The sequence below is a fragment of the Ochrobactrum sp. WV_118_8 genome (genome assembly GCF_039631535.1).
GTDB classification, from domain to species: domain Bacteria; phylum Pseudomonadota; class Alphaproteobacteria; order Rhizobiales; family Rhizobiaceae; genus Brucella; species Brucella anthropi.
In genome coordinates this window covers 89,624-105,012 of record NZ_JBDIUZ010000004.1, presented here as the reverse complement: position 1 = coordinate 105,012, position 15,389 = coordinate 89,624, and the positions used below count along the sequence as shown (strand labels likewise).

Genomic DNA, 15,389 nt, shown 5'->3' with positions numbered 1-15,389 from the left:
GGGTTCTCCTATGGTGCATCAAGAGCAATTATGAATGGGAGGAGCGACACAGAAAGGAGTAAAGTGATCGACCCCTCCCATTCACGCGGTCGCCCCAGAGCAAGGCTCGATGGCAGCGCCGCGCTTCGAAGACGAGGAACCGAAACCGTCATCTCCGAAATTCTTGATATCTGAAGTCTGACCGCCACTTTTGAGTTCAACAAGCGACAATTTTGCCGCCGGTGGTTTTTCCTTAGCAAGCGAGAGCAATACGAGCATCGTAAGCAAGAATGCAGGCATCGACATCAAGACGATAACAGTCAGGAAATCCACTCGTTTCGATTTCTTCGCCATCCTTAAGCTGCTCTCGCCATCGGGCTTGGAGCAGGCGCGGATACCGAACCTTGCTGATAGACCTCGTTCATGTCGACGCCGTGCTTGGCAAGGATGTCTCTCTTGGCATCGAAAAGATCGCGCACGCCTTCGATACTATCGGTGCCCGCGAGATGGTTGTAGACATCGGCAGGATCGGCGTTCTGCAGGATTGCGCATTCGCGGTCACTCATGGAAACTAGCCAAAGACCGTGATTGCCGTCAAAATTGTCGACGTTCTTGGCCAGGAACTGAACACGCTCAAGCTTATCAAGGCAGGCCCAATCCTGCACAAATTGCGACACCGCAACTCTATCGTGATGGGAAGCGAACATCTGGTTCTGAGAGCGAAGCCATGCCACGTAGTCCTCACCTTGTAGTGGGGTGTCGTGCAGTGGGCTGATCATGGTCTTCGTATTTCGATTATAAAAGAAAATCGAGTTTTCTTCATCCGACAGATAAAATAGCCCGTAATCGCGCAGGAATTCCTCAAGACGTCGATTCAGATCATTCTGGTGATCTTCTGCGCGCTTCATCTCTATCCGCTGTTGCAGTCTTGCTTTCATTGCCTCATTCATTTTTGTTCTCCCTTTTATTGGTTTGGTTTCGGTTAGTTTTGCCCAAACGGCGCGATGTCCGTCAGATACGTCCACTTTTTGTTGTATCCAGCTTCTGAGCGTGCCCATCTTGGCAACAGCATCCATGTGATGATGATTACCGCGTTCGAGTACATAATTTTGAATTCGGTGGTGAGACGCTTGTCTTTCACGAGGGACTGGTGGATGTCTTTGTAGTCAGCGCGCTTCATAAACCATGCCCTGAATTCGGCGTATGTTCCGAAGGTCGGCGTGCAGATCAGTCTTTCTTCGATATCGTCCAAAATGTCTTTTTTGTCTGCCTGACTGTCGACGTGGCAGTAGTCGCGCAGCATATCTTCAAGAGCGTCATACGATCTCATGACCATGGTGATCGCCGTGGTATCGAAATGGAGTATATTAATGTCGAAAGTCTTGGTTGCACGTTTCAGCCTGACTCGAACACCGTTGTAAAGCTGGTTTCTTGTATAAGACAGATGATGCAAGATGCCGTTTGCAGCTTCTCTTGCGATCTTTTCATCTAGCTCAATTGTCAGTGTCGGTTGCATTGTCGAATACTCCTTTTCCTATGCGATCTCCATTTTTATTGAGAGTATCCTTATTGTGTTCTTGTCTCTTGCAAGCCACAAGGCATTTGTTTCTTGCAAATCGCAATGGCCTTGAAACCGTCGTTAAATGTGGCTACATGTGACTACATGAAGTTAGTCGACAGGAGGGCTCTGCCATGAGAAGTGTCAATCTTCGTGAAGCGAAGTCTGGGCTTTCTGCATTAGTAGATGCGGCTCAACACGGTGAAAGCGTGACTATCACCAAACATGGGAAGCCTGCAGCCGTAATCGTGCCGCTTGCATTGGCTGAAAAGTGGATGTCGAAGAAGCCAAATTTTGCAGACTTTCTGATGTCTTTCCCAGGCGAAGGCGTTGAATTCGAGAGAAATACGTCAGCAGGTAGAGACTTCGAGTTTTGAGCATGCCAGAAATCAAATTGAACGGGTATCTGCTGGACACGTCTGTTATATCGGCTTTTGCACCTGGTCGGCCGCCGTTGTCACCGGAGATGGCGTCGTGGTTCAAAGACAACGCCGATAGTCTCTATCTGTCAGCGATGACGGTGCAAGAAATCCAGAAGGGAGCTTCCAAGCTAACGCTGGCAAACCGAGGTGGATCCCGGCGGGCATCGGATCTTGTTGAGTGGTTGGAAAGGCTGCTAACCGATTTCGGCGATAAGGTGCTGCCGATAGATTCTCGTGTTGCCCGCGTTGCAGGTGGTCTGGAAGCCGAGGCGACATCAATTGGGCGCAACCCTGGACTTGCTGACGTCCTGATTGCTGCTACGGCGAAAGCTCATGATCTGGAGCTGTTGACGGTGAACCTGAAGCACTTCGCGCCGTTAGATGTGGGTTGTTGGAATCCGTTTGAGTGAAGGTGTCAAAACTGCCGTGTGACGAATTCCATGTCACCACGGTAGTAACCTTTCGAGACCATCAGCTCGGGTTCGACGATCCTGACCTTGAATTTGGCTTCCAGCGTTTCCCTACATTTTGCCCACTTGGGTAAGTCGTTATAAAAGAGCTGCAGGATTTGGCGATGCCGTTGGCCGTCACTCGACATCTCGATTAAGGCGTTTCGGACTTCAGGAATATCTGTGATGGCGTCCTCAAACTCCTCAAAGCGTTGATATAAATAAGCCTCTCCTTTCAATTTTCCTGTTCGGTCTGCTTCGCTGATCGGTTCCAGACATTGTGCAACAAGCTCTCGGAAATCGGCTGGTATGCGATATTCGACACCATTGGCGTCCGTCAGGATTATGTCGTTGAATTCTACAGTTTTCTGGTATGTCAAAGTCCTCTCCTGAATCGGTTTTTGACCGATCTTTGAAGCTGACTTTGCAAGGCACAAACGATGACAGAACTGATTTTACATATGGAGCTGACTGACGAAGCTCGTTCTGTCCTGAAGCGCGACGGCGTTTTGGTGAACGCTTCCGACCTCATCGGTGATCAGGACTGGCTTCCAGCTTATGAATGGCTGACTTCGAAGATGCTTGAACGTCTGCCAGTGCCAGAAAGTGGTTGGAAACCCTGGCCGCTGTGGGTGTGGCTTCGTAGAGATGGAAAGGAAAAAGGGTTCCGCATCTCAGAGCCTGGAAACTGGATGTTAAAATTCCGAAAGCCAGCCAATCAGGTTTTGCTTTCAGACTATATGAAATGGCATTCCTCGCTGAACCTGTCATTTTTGCCAGACTACGCCGCCGATGAAGCTGCCGCTGATCGCGAATACGATGAGTTTCAAGAGTTGCTGGCCAAAGCTGGACTTATCGGCGTCCACGAGCTGATCGAGAAATCGAAGCATGAAAGCAGTCTTCATCCCTTGCTGGAAATTGTGCATCGCTCGTGGGATCGTATTCTCGATGTTGAGAATGCTGAGACTGTGCAGGCAACCTTTTGGCAACTTGATCAACGTGAAGTGATTAGTGCTAGACAGAAAAAGTAAAACAGCCGAGTAATATTTAATAAATATTGTATCCGACAGTTCTCCGGGGCAAACTGATTACATCACTCAGTTTAAAAGGAGATAGAATGAGAGAGTTTGCAAATACAGAACAAAATGATTTCGAGGATTATGACGAATTCGCCTTTGATTTTACGATACCACTTGACGATGACAATCGCGTCAATCCGCATACGCTCTGTTTCGGAAGAAGTCGTTCCAATGATCCGGTAATACTGGGTGAAACCTTGGGCGGGGAGGGCTTTGTCATTCGACTGGATGACAATAATAAACCAGTCTGGATTTCTGGTCGCGAGGGCGAAACCGTTTTCGAGGACGAATGTTCCATCTTCAAGCCTGATGGTTCGCGACGCGCTGGCGACAAGCCTCACAGCAATAACGCCCTTAGAGAGGCATCATACTGGCTAGATGGGCAAACTGTGCCGGACTTCACGGGACTTCCCTTGGAAATCTCAAACGTCGAGTACTTTGAAGAGCATCCATTTGCGCGAAAAAAGCGCGATGTCGTGGTTTCGTTCGACATAAACGGATGCGATGGCGACGTTGCTATTTTGACCGATGACTACCAGGACATTCTTGGTGAAGACCACGCAAACATGCTGGCAGGTATCCAACAATTCGATCTCGAAACTCAAGAACGGTATCGAGCTATTTATCGTGAAATCGCTAACTTGCTGCGCGCTCACCTGAAGACCTATCCGTATCAGATGGCAGACTCCATGCTTTCTTATTACATGGAACACGGTGTGAGGGAGGTCGCGGGAGACGACAGCGAACTGATCCGCTACGATATCCCTATCATTACATACAAAGGCATTCCGAAAAACGACGCCGAGCGTAAGGCCAACGGAATTCCAGCTCGTCTGATTGTCAATCGCAAGAACAGCTATTGGGAATCCATTGTTTACGTCAATGACGATTTCTATTCAAAGAGCGCGCAGTTTGCGACCCCGACAAACGGCGGTTTTGGAAGCTATTTGTCTCACAAGGAATTCCTGCACAAAGTGCATACGGTCTCGCTTTTCGTAAGCGCTGTCGATTTCGACTTTGTTTCCGACGATTTCGAACCGATAAAATTGGCATCCTGACAGGTGGGGCAGGGGACGCGAAAATGGGAGGCTACGGCCTCCTTTTTCTATTGAAGACCGTTTGACCATTTCCTAAAGTGAAACTGTAAGTTGATTTGGGGCGGGGTGTTCCGTGTTGAAGAAAATAGTTCTCACTTGCTGCATTGCAGCAGGCCTTTCTGCATGCAAACAAGAAGTCGTTGGCACGCTTTACGTTCGTGACCTTCTGGAGGTCTTGGAAACGAAAAAGGACATTCCAGTCGATATTTCGATAAACATTTACGAGATGGGCATCGCCAAAAAATGCAATGACCCCAAGAGCGATCAAATTGTAAAAGCAGTTGCCGCTCAATTCCAATCTGCATCGCTTGCAGGCTGTGAAGTCGTAAAAGGCAGTATGAGAGACCGCATGACCATTAAGGCGACCACGGTCCTAACTGCACCTGAGGGGCGTGAACTCGCACCTGGGAAATACCTGCTGCAATTTGATGCGATGAAAACACCAGTCACCAACAATAATAAGCAGGTCGATGGGTTGTTTTTTGTCGCGCATTTTTCCAGAGACAAATATGAAGAAATCAGAAAAGCAATTCGGGCCGTTGATATGATGGCCAATATCGACCTCGAAGAAGTTGACGTTAAAATCAGTATTAATAACGATCTTCGCTCGGATGTGGTCGTCGTGCCGACGATTGGAACATTCGTCGATGGGCATCCTGTCGACGTCGAAAACGTGTCTCTTACACTGCAGCCACGTAAAGAAATTGAGGCGGTGTTTGGTAATGTGAAATCGGCTTCGCTTACAATGAACCAATGGGCAGCCGTTGCCACTCTGTTTGAACCGGAATCCTCCGACAAAGCGGCGACAAGCCAGTGATGCGTGCTTGGCTAACCATGGTCTTTTTGCTGATGGTGACGCAAATGTCACCATCAATCGCTGCCGAACTGACGAAAGCTGAAGCAAATGCTTCGATCTCACTCCAAGAGTTTGTTCAGGCTAACCCCGACTGCATGGATTTTACCGATCAGTGTACCACTTGCTCACAGCAGAGCGGGGAATTGGTTTGCTCGACGCCAAAGATCGCGTGCATTCAAAAAGAACTGTCCTGCACGCGATCTCGTAAACCTGACGCTGAAAAGAAGTGATCAGAATTCTTGTTGCTCGGTCAGTTGAAGTCCCCAATGCCGAATGAAGATGTCGAGCAGTTTTTGCTGGCGATCTTCCAGCACCTCCGGTGTCCAGGCTGGCAATGACCGGACTTCCTGAGTGAGCACGAACGGCGAAGCGGTGCCGTCATTTCCGGCAAAATAGACATTCTTCTTCGTTTCGAAATCAAAATTCGAAGCGGCTGGATTCTTACGGATGTGAAGCGGCACCAGGTTTGCCAATCGTTGCGTCCAATCCTCCCGCAGTTCGGTGTCTGGAAAGATATCCAGCCATCCGGATTCCACTGACGGTGTCTGTGGCAAGATGTGTTCAATAGAGACGTTTGTGAATTCCTGTCTCTTTGATCCGTCCGATTTCAATGCTTCGAGGCGTAGGATCAACGCCGCGCGTGCTTTCGGCAGCTTCTTGTAAACGTCGCCATCGAGTGCCGCGATAAAGGATTTCTTTGCATCATCGTTGAGATCCAAGGATTTCATGCTCTCGCTGAAGCCGTCAAATCCCTCCTTTTCAATCTCTTCAATGACAGCCACGAAATGCTCGATGCGGGAATTAATCCCAGCCTTCGTCACAAGCAGGTAATAGGATAGCCTTTCCAGGCGCTTCAGGAACTCGGCTATCAGGCGAGGCTGATTTCTGAATTTTTTGAAGAACGATAGCGCTGGCGGAACCCAATCTTTCCAATCAACTCGGTTGAGATGCCGAAGTTGTTCATTGATGTCTTCCGCTGCCTCGGTAGCTTGGAAATGAGCTTCCTTAAGGAATGAATAGATATCCGAATACGGTTCAATGACATCGTCGACCAGTTTTTCAGCTGGCATGCCCTTTGCAACGAATTCTGTGAACTCCTTTGACAGAATAGCGTGCTGCTTCTTCTTTGCGTATATCGTGCGAACGTGGCCGAGAAGATCTACGAAACCGTTTCGGCCCAACTTTCGTTCGAGTGAAGTCCATTTTTTCGCATAATCTTTGCTCTTAGCTTCACCGTCCTTTGACTTACGGATATCGCCCAGAATCTTGGCCTTCAGGATGTCACTTGGGAAAAGATCGAGGCCGCGATCATTCAGAACGCTAAAGATGCGATAGGCGGATTCAAAATTCGGCGTCGAGATGACCACCATCGAGCATTTGTAAGCTAGAAATCCGAGCAGTGAGGCGCGTTCTTCGTCTGTGAGCTTTCCAATCTCTTTGAGAAAGAGGGTGGCGTTTTCCTTGAACCGGAGACGGCTATCGACCAGTTTTTCTGTCGATGCGACCAACCGTTGGATTCCACCGGGTTCCTGAATGTAATCTCGAAAGAATGCTTCGTCTTCCTGAAACGCAGATAAACGGTACTCGTTGGGCTCGTCGTCACGAATGCCGAGGCCTTCCTTATATAGAAATGCTGTCAACGCTCTGGCCTTACTCGGTAGCAAGGCGCGCAGGGCGGAAAACAGAATAGTCAGTGTCGTTAGGCGCTGTTGGCCATCGACGACGTCGGCATTTGCAATGCGGTCTGCTTTGATCAGAACGATACTGCCAAGAAAATAAAAGGCGTTGTCCGTCGAACTGCTGGTTTGGAAATCCCGCATTGCGTCGAGGAGATCGCAAAGTAGCTCGCCAGCTTGCTCGGTCGTCCATGAATATGGTCGTTGATAATCCGGAATTCTAAATTGAAATTCGTCAGAAAAAATATCTTTAATCAGCTTATCATACGCTTCCAGAGATTTCGTCATTTCCCGCCCAAATCAGTACGTTAGAGGTTGTATTCCTATAATCCACATCTCGCGACCGTTGTGAATCGTGAATCTGTATCGTTCTTGATATGTTCCCGCATTGGGCGTATGACTCCTGACAAGCAAGACAGGAGATATCTCTCATGGTCGACGAACCAGAAAAGATCGCATTGGTGCTTAAGTGGACAAAGACATGGGAAGAGCGCGAAAACGATTTCGTGGCACGCTCTCCGGTGTATGAGGACAGCGTCGGTCGCATTTATCTCCATGATCACGGTGTCCAGCAAGGCGAATGGTCGTGGAGCTTTACTGCCCACGGTGAGGGCATTGCTCGTCCCAAAATTCACAACGGTATGGCTCCGTCACCTCGCGAAGCGGCGAAGGCTGTCGAAAATGCATGGTTCGCAGCCATCAAAGGCAGTCCGTTGGACGTCGCCGACCCACAAAAGCCTTCAAAGAACTCCTACGCAGCGGCAAAAGGTGGGGAATGATGACAACACTGACGCCAGTTCCAGTTTCCTACGTGCAGCGTTTGCTACCCTTAGCGTCAATTCGTGTGCCAGCTGGTTTTCCGTCGCCGACTGCCGATCACGAAGAAGACGAGATTGATCCAATAGCTTGGGTCATTCGTCACCCCTCAGCGACATTCTGGTGGAAAGTGTCAGGAGACAGTCTGATGGACGAAGGCATTCATGACGGAGATCTGATCGCCGTTGACAGGGCAGGGAAAAAGCGTGTCGGCAGAATAGTACTGGCAGTCGTCGATGGTAACGTGACCGTCAAGAAACTAGCAAAAAGAGACGGCCGATACTGGCTCGACCCGAAATCAAAAGGCAGGGATTTTGCGCCGATCCTGGTCACTGAAAGCACCGAAATCTGGGGCGTGGTTGCGGGCGTCGTCAGAAGATATGCCGTCGAGTGATTGTCTGCTGCTTATCGGCTCAATCCGGGCTATTGAAAGGAGAGGAAAGGGCTTCCGATGAACATGAAATCCGGTATCGAGAGTATCAGCATCAACCTTCCCGCAGAAGTCATTTCGAAGATCGAGGCAATTTCTGAAGCAACCGAACATTCGGTCGCTTGGGTGATTTCGCGAGCATTGAAGATATATCTGCTCAATGAGGGCGGGGATGTCTTAAATTCCATAGAGGGCCGAAATCAGATCGCTCGCGGCGAATTCGAGGATATTGACGTCGTGATCGCTGATTTGGAACACCTGATTAAGTGAAGGCTTGTGTTTTAGCTGATGTAGCCGATTGCAATGTCGACTTATCGGTCTGCTGACGGTATGAAATCTGTTCATTCGGAAATGTGAAATCGATACTATGAACCTGATTAAATCAAAGCAGCGCGTCAACGACCACGGGGAAGTCTTTACTCCGCCTTGGCTCGTGGAAAAAATGCTCGACCTCGTAAAAGGCGAGACCGAACGGATCGATTCACGCTTTCTCGAACCCGCCTGCGGTAGCGGAAATTTTCTCGTGCCAGTCCTGCAACGGAAAATGGCTGCCGTCGAGCTGAAATACGGGAAATCCGAATTCGAAAAACGTCATTATGCCCTCTACGGCCTCATGTGCACCTATGGTGTTGAGCTGCTCGACGATAATATCGCCGAATGCCGTGCAAACATGCTGGAAGTCCTCGCTGAATACCTGAATATCGATGAAGGCGACGATTGCTACAAGGCTGCATCCTACGTGCTGTCGCAGAATCTGGTTCATGGCGATGCGATGACCATGAAAGACCAGTCTGGACAGCCGATTGTCTTTGCTGAATGGGGCTATATGCAAAAGGGCAAGTTCCAACGTCGCGATTTCCGCTTCGATGTCCTGACAGGATCATCTGCTTACAACACTGAAGGCACGCTGTTTGCCCACCTGGGGGCGCACGAAATCTTTACGCCAGTGAAGGTTTACACGCCGATGACAATGGGCGATCTTGCTGAACAGTTGCGGGGATAGTTCGGGGAGGGGGCTTATGAACCAGCAGGTGCCATTTACGATACGTGGGCGCAATCCCGACGTGCTGACGTGTATCGCCAACCTATCGAATGATCAGGTTTTTACTCCCCCCAGTTTCGCCAACATGATGCTGGATACCCTCGCTGAGGCATGGGCAGATTCGAACAATGGCGAAAACATATGGGCGAACAGCTCGGTTCGGTTTCTTGATCCGTTCGTTAAATCTGGCGTCTTCTTGCGTGAAGTCACAACGCGATTGATTGCTGGGTTGGCGACTGAGATACCCGACTTGCAAACACGAGTAGATCATATCCTAACCAAACAGATGTTTGGTATAGCCACCGAGCAAATCACGAGTCTGATATCGCGACGTAGCCTTTATTGCACTAAATTTGCTGACGGTGAGCATTCCGTCGCCAAGGGCTTTACGCACGGCGATGGGAACATTTGGTTTCGTCGAATTGACCATGTTTGGGAAAGCAAACGATGTAAATTTTGCGGAGCGAGTAGGGAGACATTCGACCGTGATCAAGAGTTAGAGAGCCACGCGTACGAATTTATCCATACCGACAATATCCAGAATAAAATTAGTGAGCTTTTTGGAGCTAATATGCAATTTGATGTAATTATTGGCAATCCTCCCTATCAATTGGACGATGGAGGATATGGCACGAGTGCTGCTCCGATCTACGACAAGTTTGTTGAGCAGGCAAAAGCACTGAATCCCCGTTTTTTAACGATGATTATTCCATCTCGTTGGTTTTCGGGGGGGAAGGGACTCGATGAATTTAGAGCGTCTATGCTTACAGACAATCGGATTCGATCAATCGACGATTACCTGAGCGCCGCCGATGTTTTCCCAGGTGTCGGTCTCAAGGGCGGTGTATGTTTCTTTCTTTGGAACCGAGATAATGCCGGAGATTGCCGGGTAACAACACATTTTCAAGGTTGGCCATCTTCGACGGCGACCCGCCCGCTTCTTGAAAAGGGGGCGGACGTATTTGTCCGTTTCAATGAAGGTTTGTCGATCCTGAAAAAGGTTATTACTGCGGAGACAGGACAATCTGCATCAGTTTCGTTGCCGAAATCTCGACGCTTTGAACATTTAATTAGTTCTAGAAAACCATTTGGCTTGGACACAACATTCAAAGGTAAAACCCGAAAGTCGCCAGAAGACCTGATCGTTTATCAAAATGGCGGTACTGGTTATGTTTCTAGAGCTTCAATTACAACTGGGACTGAGCTTATAGATAAGTGGAAATTGTTTGCTGGTTACGCAGCGCCAGGAACGGGAAATAAGGATACCTATCCTCATAGGATCATTAGCACGCCATTTATAGGCGCACCGGGAACGATTTCCTCTGAGACTTACTTGAATATCGGCCCATTCGAAACGAAGATCGAAGCAGAATCTGTACTGTCTTATCTGCATTGTCGTTTAACCAGATTACTTATTCTATTGCATAAGCCGTCTCAACACGTAACGCGAAAAGTCTATACTTTTGTTCCGACACAAGACTGGTCTCACCGATGGACGGATGCCGACCTTTATGCGAAATACGATTTAACAGCTGAGGAAATTGAGTTCGTCGAAAAAGTTGTTCGTCCAATGGCTGGCAGCGATGAATAAACCCACCATCGACGAGATCCTGACAGCCAAGCCGGAAGCCCGCCCACGCATCTATGCGTATTCGATAGCTGATGCGGCACATGAGGGCTTGCTGAAGATCGGCCAGACGACGAGGGATGTTAAGCGACGGGTTTCAGAGCAGCTGAAGACGGCGGCCATTAAAAACTACGAGATCGTACTTGATGAAATTGGTATGCGAGATGACGGGTCGGTAATCACCGATCATGCTGTTCGGGATGCATTACGCCGCAAGGGGTTTGCCAATCCAATACTGGAATGGGTCAAATGCACGGTTGAAGACGTAAAAACTGTGCTGACGGAACTGCATACGGGCCAGAAGGTTACAGGTAACCGTCACGAGACGTTTCCACCACGCAGAGAGCAATCGGAGGCCGTCGAGCAGACCTACCTCTATTATCAGTCACGCTGGCAGCAAGATAAGAACGCTGTGCCTCGTTTTCTCTGGAATGCGAAAATGCGCTTCGGGAAAACATTCACGACATATCAGTTGGCAAAGAAACTGAATGCCAAGCGTATTCTGGTTCTGACGTTCAAGCCTGCGGTTGAAGATGCCTGGCAGACCGACCTTGAATCCCATGTTGATTTCGAAGGTTGGCAATATCTTTCCGAAAATGCAGGTCGCGATCTAAGCAACATCGATGATGCTCAGCCGTTGGTTTATTTTGGCTCGTTCCAAGACCTTTTGGGACGCGACAAAACGGGCAACATCAAAAGCAAGAACGAATGGCTTCATGCGATCAACTGGGATCTCGTTGTCTTTGATGAATACCATTTCGGGGCATGGCGAGACACAGCCAAGGAACTGTTTGAAGGTGAGGATGACAGCATCAGGCGGTCGGCTGATAAGGCCGAATATGCATCCGAATTGGGAACGGTGAACGACGACCTGAATGTTCTTACCGAAACCGAGGTAGAATTCCTCCCAATCACAACTCGCGCATACCTGTATCTGTCTGGAACGCCATTCAAGGCGCTGGCGACAGGCGAGTTTATCGAAGAACAGATATTTAACTGGACCTATACCGACGAACAGCGCGCCAAGGAGAAATTCGCCGACGAAAACCCCGGCATACGAAATCCATATGGCGCATTACCGCAAATGCGACTGCTGACCTATCAGATGCCACCTGAAATAACGCATATTGCCAGCGGCGGCGAGTTTGATGAGTTTGATCTCAATACCTTCTTTTCCGCCAACGGAACGGGCATACTGGCGCAATTCAAATACAAAGACGAAGTCCAAAAATGGCTTAACGTCATCCGTAATGCGCCGGATGCACCTCGTTCTGTTGAAAGCCTGAAGACTGGCACAGTTCCACCGTGGCCTTATTCGGACACAAGACTGCTGCCACACCTGCAGCACAGCTTTTGGTTCCTGCCCAATGTGGCCGCCTGCCACGCGATGGCAAATCTCTTGTCTGAACGACACAATACGTTTTGGCACGATTACCAAGTAGTCGTGGCCGCAGGTACATCTGCAGGTATCGGTCTTGATGCACTGCCACCTGTGCGAGCTGCTGTCGGCAACGGATTTGATACGAAGACGATTACACTTTCATGCGGCAAGCTGACGACTGGCGTAACCGTGGCGCAATGGTCATCAATCCTGATGCTCCGCAACCTGAAATCGCCAGAAACGTACTTTCAGGCCGCATTCCGTGTTCAGTCACCGTGGTCGATCAAAAATCCCAATGGCGACAATCCAAATGAAGAGGAAGTTCTGAAACCTGTTTGCTTCGTGTTCGATTTCGCACCGACACGTGCGCTGCGCCAGCTATCGGAATATGGCATCGGTCTTTCGCCTGGAGCTTCTAACCCGGAGGATGCCGTCAAGGAACTCGTTTCGTTCCTGCCTGTTCTTGCCTACGACGGCGCAAATATGTCTCAGATCGATGCTGGTGGCATTCTGGACATCGCGATGGCTGGCACCTCGGCGACGTTGCTCGCGCGGAAATGGGAATCCGCGCTGTTGGTGAATGTCGATAACGACACTCTTCGCCGTATTCTCGATAACCCGGAAGCCATGGCAGCGGTGGATCGTATCGAGGGATGGCGAAATCTTGGTGACAATATCCTCGAAACGATCATCAACAAAAGTGATAAAGTCAAAGAACTTAAGCAGAAGGCCAAAGACGGAGAATTGACGTCGAAGGACAAGAAGGAACTGACTGAGGAGGAGAAGGAATACAAGTCGAAGCGCAAACTCGTGCAGGAAAAGCTGATCAAGTTTGCCACACGTATTCCTGTCTTCATGTATCTGACCGATTTCCGCGAGAATACTCTTCGGGACGTCATCACAAAGATCGAACCGGATCTTTTCAAGACGGTGACAGGTCTTACCGTGGCGGATTTTCATCTGCTGGTTAAGCTGAATGTGTTCAATACCGAGCGCATGAACGAGGCTGTCTTTGCTTTCCGCCGATATGAAGATGCTTCACTCCGCTACACGGGTATCGAGAGCCATGAAGGGCTGACACACTACGGTCTATATGACACCGTTGTTGCCAAGGAGATGTCGGAACGAGGTTAGCGCCTGAGCCTGTCACTATTGTCGGATAATACGAAATGACGTCGCCCATTGCCCTCATCGACTGCAATAATTTCTACGTGAGCTGCGAGCGCGTTTTCGATCAACGTCTCGTTGGCGTTCCCGTGATCGTGCTTTCCAACAATGATGGTTGTGCCGTCGCCAGATCTGAAGAAGCGAAATCTCTGGGCGTGAAAATGGGCGTTCCATTATTCCAAATTCGCGACCTGGTGAAGAAGCATGGCATCCGCGTTCTGTCATCGAACTACTCGCTTTATGGGGACATGAGCCGCCGTGTGGTCGAAACCATTGGCGGTTTTTCACCTGCCATTGAAAATTACAGCGTAGACGAGACATTTGTCGATTTCGGTGGCTTCAAAGATTATCGGAAGCTGGCGGGAACGATGCGGAAATCGGTGAAAACCGTAACTGGCATTCCCACTTGTGTAGGATTAGCGCCGACCAAGACACTCGCAAAGCTGGCCAACTTCACTGCCAAGAAGAATCCGATATTTGGCGGAGTGTGCGATTTCATGGACGACAAGGTGCGAGCCTGGTGCATGGATCGCATTGATGTCGGAGAAGTCTGGGGTGTAGGAAGCCGAACCGGGGCAAAACTGAAGGCGATTGGGATCAATACGGCAGCCAAGCTCCGCGATATGCCGATGCCACAGGCCAGAAAGATCGGCACTGTTGTTCTGGAGCGCCTCGTTGCCGAATTGCAAGGTGTTCGTTGTCTTGAACTCGAAGAAGTGGCTCCGCAACGCAAGGGAATGGCTGTCACCAGATCGTCTGGATCGCCCATGACGTCGCTCGATGCCGTCGCCCAGGCGGTGACCGCTCATGCGACCCGCGCTGCCGAGAAGCTCAGGCAACATGGACTAGTTGCTGGGCAGGTGACGGTCTTCTTTCACACCAGCCTGTTTTCACCAACCGCTCCGCGCCACTCGGTATCGAGAACCGTCCACCTTAAGCCAATGAGCAATGACACGTTCGAACTCGTGCAGGCTGCCTTGCTTTGCGTTCGCAAGGCGTGGAAGGGAGACTCTTCGAAGAATGGGTACGCCTACACAAAGGCGGGTGTCATGCTCGATGACCTGATCGCGTCCGACAAGGCTCCCAAGATGTTGTTCGAGATCGAGCGGCCGAGAGATGCGCGGCTCATGTTGGCACTCGATGCGGTTAACGACCGTTGGGGAAAGAAGACGCTTCTGCTCGGTTGCGAGGGGTTCAAAAGGGAATTCGAAGCGAAGGCAACAATGAGGTCTCCCCGCTATACAACCAGACTAGCTGAACTCCCGGTCGTCTCGGTTTGAATGTCCTCAACAAATTTCAGGCTTTGACAGGTAATGCGGTAATTTAGTGCGATCACGTGTCATGGTGGTTCCAATGGAATTTGGATTGCAAAGATTTCAAATTCAAAGTTATGTCCGAACTCACGTGATGATTGCGTTATTCGGTTCAATGGCAACTGGGGGCCAATATGAAAAAACTGGTGATTTCGACTGCAATTTCAATGATTGCCGTCACAAGCCATGCAAATGCGGGTTGTCGAACTATGAGCCAAGTTTCCGACAACATGATGGAATTGGGTTATGTTGAGGATTACGAAGGGGACAACAATCGCGATGTGCTGGAATTTGTTCAAGCATACTCGCGCATGTGGTGCGGCGGCAAGTCTTGCAAAACGGACAATGACGCTGTTTTGAAAGCTGACCACGTTATCGTTTACTCGGGAAAAGACGACAGAGCTGTTTTCTTCAATCGCAAAGGCTGCAAGTCGCATTCAATAGTTCATCGAAAAGGTGATTTGACCAGTATTTGGTGAGACTTACATTCATTCAGA

The 15,389-nt window shown here is 49.5% G+C and carries 18 protein-coding genes; 13 read left to right on the top strand and 5 right to left on the bottom strand.

Annotation, left to right across the window (positions count from 1 at the left end; genetic code table 11):
• Positions 1-81: 81 nt before the first annotated feature.
• The 3 genes from ABDF71_RS25210 to ABDF71_RS25200 are packed head-to-tail and all read right to left on the bottom strand — an operon-like array spanning position 82 to position 1,495.
• The gene (locus ABDF71_RS25210; protein WP_500061919.1) at positions 82-333 is read right to left on the bottom strand and encodes a hypothetical protein; all 252 of its coding nucleotides are present in this window, start codon (positions 331-333) and stop codon (positions 82-84) included.
• A gap of 2 nt (positions 334-335) precedes the next feature.
• Complete coding sequence (locus ABDF71_RS25205) at positions 336-1,055, bottom strand: hypothetical protein (RefSeq protein ID WP_500061918.1); 720 nt, start codon at positions 1,053-1,055, stop codon at positions 336-338.
• A complete protein-coding gene (locus ABDF71_RS25200) occupies positions 962-1,495 on the bottom strand; it encodes a hypothetical protein (protein WP_139975208.1) in 534 nt (177 codons plus the stop codon). The genes ABDF71_RS25205 and ABDF71_RS25200 overlap by 94 nt, the downstream gene beginning before the upstream one ends.
• Positions 1,496-1,671: 176 nt before the next feature.
• On the opposite strand from ABDF71_RS25200, the gene ABDF71_RS25195 reads away from it, so the two are divergent.
• The gene (locus ABDF71_RS25195; protein ID WP_313533920.1) at positions 1,672-1,914 is read left to right on the top strand and encodes a type II toxin-antitoxin system prevent-host-death family antitoxin; all 243 of its coding nucleotides are present in this window, start codon (positions 1,672-1,674) and stop codon (positions 1,912-1,914) included.
• 2 nt (positions 1,915-1,916) lie between these two features.
• The gene (locus ABDF71_RS25190) at positions 1,917-2,369 is read left to right on the top strand and encodes a type II toxin-antitoxin system VapC family toxin (RefSeq protein WP_500061917.1); all 453 of its coding nucleotides are present in this window, start codon (positions 1,917-1,919) and stop codon (positions 2,367-2,369) included.
• A gap of 5 nt (positions 2,370-2,374) precedes the next feature.
• On the opposite strand, the gene ABDF71_RS25185 is transcribed toward ABDF71_RS25190, so the two are convergent.
• Positions 2,375-2,788 (bottom strand): hypothetical protein, encoded by a 414-nt coding sequence (locus tag ABDF71_RS25185; RefSeq protein WP_500061916.1) that lies wholly within the window; start codon positions 2,786-2,788, stop codon positions 2,375-2,377.
• Between the two features lie 60 nt (positions 2,789-2,848).
• Here ABDF71_RS25185 and ABDF71_RS25180 point away from each other — a divergent pair, with 60 nt between their 5' ends.
• From ABDF71_RS25180 to ABDF71_RS25170, 3 genes are all read left to right on the top strand, one after another.
• Positions 2,849-3,439 (top strand): DUF3841 domain-containing protein, encoded by a 591-nt coding sequence (locus ABDF71_RS25180; RefSeq protein WP_500061915.1) that lies wholly within the window; start codon positions 2,849-2,851, stop codon positions 3,437-3,439.
• Positions 3,440-3,525: 86 nt separating this feature from the next.
• Entirely contained in the window at positions 3,526-4,545 is a 1,020-nt protein-coding gene (locus tag ABDF71_RS25175) for a hypothetical protein (RefSeq protein ID WP_500061914.1), read from the top strand.
• A gap of 112 nt (positions 4,546-4,657) precedes the next feature.
• Positions 4,658-5,401, top strand: a complete 744-nt coding sequence (locus tag ABDF71_RS25170) for a DUF7424 family protein (RefSeq protein ID WP_500061913.1) — start codon at positions 4,658-4,660, stop codon at positions 5,399-5,401.
• Positions 5,402-5,670: 269 nt separating this feature from the next.
• Here the strand turns inward: ABDF71_RS25170 and ABDF71_RS25165 are convergent, their stop codons facing one another.
• Positions 5,671-7,404, bottom strand: coding sequence for a DUF262 domain-containing protein (locus ABDF71_RS25165; protein WP_500061912.1), 1,734 nt, complete (start codon positions 7,402-7,404; stop codon positions 5,671-5,673).
• Positions 7,405-7,547: 143 nt separating this feature from the next.
• Here ABDF71_RS25165 and ABDF71_RS25160 point away from each other — a divergent pair, with 143 nt between their 5' ends.
• The 8 genes from ABDF71_RS25160 to ABDF71_RS25125 all read left to right on the top strand — a co-directional run bounded on the left by ABDF71_RS25160 (position 7,548) and on the right by ABDF71_RS25125 (position 15,371).
• Positions 7,548-7,895 carry a hypothetical protein gene (locus tag ABDF71_RS25160; protein WP_500061911.1) on the top strand — a complete coding sequence of 116 codons (348 nt, stop codon included), beginning with the start codon at positions 7,548-7,550 and terminating at the stop codon, positions 7,893-7,895.
• A complete protein-coding gene (locus tag ABDF71_RS25155) occupies positions 7,892-8,326 on the top strand; it encodes a LexA family protein (RefSeq protein WP_500061910.1) in 435 nt (144 codons plus the stop codon). The genes ABDF71_RS25160 and ABDF71_RS25155 overlap by 4 nt, the downstream gene beginning before the upstream one ends.
• Positions 8,327-8,389: 63 nt before the next feature.
• Positions 8,390-8,632 (top strand): ribbon-helix-helix domain-containing protein, encoded by a 243-nt coding sequence (locus ABDF71_RS25150; RefSeq protein WP_500061909.1) that lies wholly within the window; start codon positions 8,390-8,392, stop codon positions 8,630-8,632.
• A 97-nt stretch (positions 8,633-8,729) separates the two neighbouring features.
• A complete protein-coding gene (locus ABDF71_RS25145; RefSeq protein WP_500061908.1) occupies positions 8,730-9,365 on the top strand; it encodes an N-6 DNA methylase in 636 nt (211 codons plus the stop codon).
• 16 nt (positions 9,366-9,381) lie between these two features.
• Complete coding sequence (locus ABDF71_RS25140; RefSeq protein WP_500061907.1) at positions 9,382-10,995, top strand: Eco57I restriction-modification methylase domain-containing protein; 1,614 nt, start codon at positions 9,382-9,384, stop codon at positions 10,993-10,995.
• Entirely contained in the window at positions 10,988-13,546 is a 2,559-nt protein-coding gene (locus ABDF71_RS25135; RefSeq protein WP_500061906.1) for a DEAD/DEAH box helicase family protein, read from the top strand. Before ABDF71_RS25140 ends, ABDF71_RS25135 begins: the two co-directional genes overlap by 8 nt.
• Positions 13,547-13,581: 35 nt before the next feature.
• Positions 13,582-14,859: a Y-family DNA polymerase gene (locus ABDF71_RS25130; protein ID WP_500061905.1), complete on the top strand. Its 1,278-nt coding sequence runs from the start codon at positions 13,582-13,584 to the stop codon at positions 14,857-14,859.
• A 167-nt stretch (positions 14,860-15,026) separates the two neighbouring features.
• Positions 15,027-15,371 carry a hypothetical protein gene (locus tag ABDF71_RS25125; RefSeq protein ID WP_500061904.1) on the top strand — a complete coding sequence of 115 codons (345 nt, stop codon included), beginning with the start codon at positions 15,027-15,029 and terminating at the stop codon, positions 15,369-15,371.
• The last annotated feature ends 18 nt before the right edge of the window (positions 15,372-15,389 follow it).

What these genes read in the sequence shown, in the direction of transcription:
- ABDF71_RS25210 (WP_500061919.1), bottom strand. Translation starts at nt 333, where the DNA reads ATGGCGAAGAAATCGAAACGAGTGGATTTCCTGACTGTTATCGTCTTG.
- ABDF71_RS25205 (WP_500061918.1), bottom strand. Translation starts at nt 1,055, where the DNA reads ATGGATGCTGTTGCCAAGATGGGCACGCTCAGAAGCTGGATACAACAA.
- ABDF71_RS25200 (WP_139975208.1), bottom strand. Translation starts at nt 1,495, where the DNA reads ATGCAACCGACACTGACAATTGAGCTAGATGAAAAGATCGCAAGAGAA.
- ABDF71_RS25195 (WP_313533920.1), top strand. Translation starts at nt 1,672, where the DNA reads ATGAGAAGTGTCAATCTTCGTGAAGCGAAGTCTGGGCTTTCTGCATTA.
- ABDF71_RS25190 (WP_500061917.1), top strand. Translation starts at nt 1,917, where the DNA reads ATGCCAGAAATCAAATTGAACGGGTATCTGCTGGACACGTCTGTTATA.
- ABDF71_RS25180 (WP_500061915.1), top strand. Translation starts at nt 2,849, where the DNA reads ATGACAGAACTGATTTTACATATGGAGCTGACTGACGAAGCTCGTTCT.
- ABDF71_RS25175 (WP_500061914.1), top strand. Translation starts at nt 3,526, where the DNA reads ATGAGAGAGTTTGCAAATACAGAACAAAATGATTTCGAGGATTATGAC.
- ABDF71_RS25165 (WP_500061912.1), bottom strand. Translation starts at nt 7,404, where the DNA reads ATGACGAAATCTCTGGAAGCGTATGATAAGCTGATTAAAGATATTTTT.
- ABDF71_RS25160 (WP_500061911.1), top strand. Translation starts at nt 7,548, where the DNA reads ATGGTCGACGAACCAGAAAAGATCGCATTGGTGCTTAAGTGGACAAAG.
- ABDF71_RS25155 (WP_500061910.1), top strand. Translation starts at nt 7,892, where the DNA reads ATGATGACAACACTGACGCCAGTTCCAGTTTCCTACGTGCAGCGTTTG.
- ABDF71_RS25150 (WP_500061909.1), top strand. Translation starts at nt 8,390, where the DNA reads ATGAAATCCGGTATCGAGAGTATCAGCATCAACCTTCCCGCAGAAGTC.
- ABDF71_RS25145 (WP_500061908.1), top strand. Translation starts at nt 8,730, where the DNA reads ATGAACCTGATTAAATCAAAGCAGCGCGTCAACGACCACGGGGAAGTC.
- ABDF71_RS25140 (WP_500061907.1), top strand. Translation starts at nt 9,382, where the DNA reads ATGAACCAGCAGGTGCCATTTACGATACGTGGGCGCAATCCCGACGTG.
- ABDF71_RS25135 (WP_500061906.1), top strand. Translation starts at nt 10,988, where the DNA reads ATGAATAAACCCACCATCGACGAGATCCTGACAGCCAAGCCGGAAGCC.
- ABDF71_RS25130 (WP_500061905.1), top strand. Translation starts at nt 13,582, where the DNA reads ATGACGTCGCCCATTGCCCTCATCGACTGCAATAATTTCTACGTGAGC.
- ABDF71_RS25125 (WP_500061904.1), top strand. Translation starts at nt 15,027, where the DNA reads ATGAAAAAACTGGTGATTTCGACTGCAATTTCAATGATTGCCGTCACA.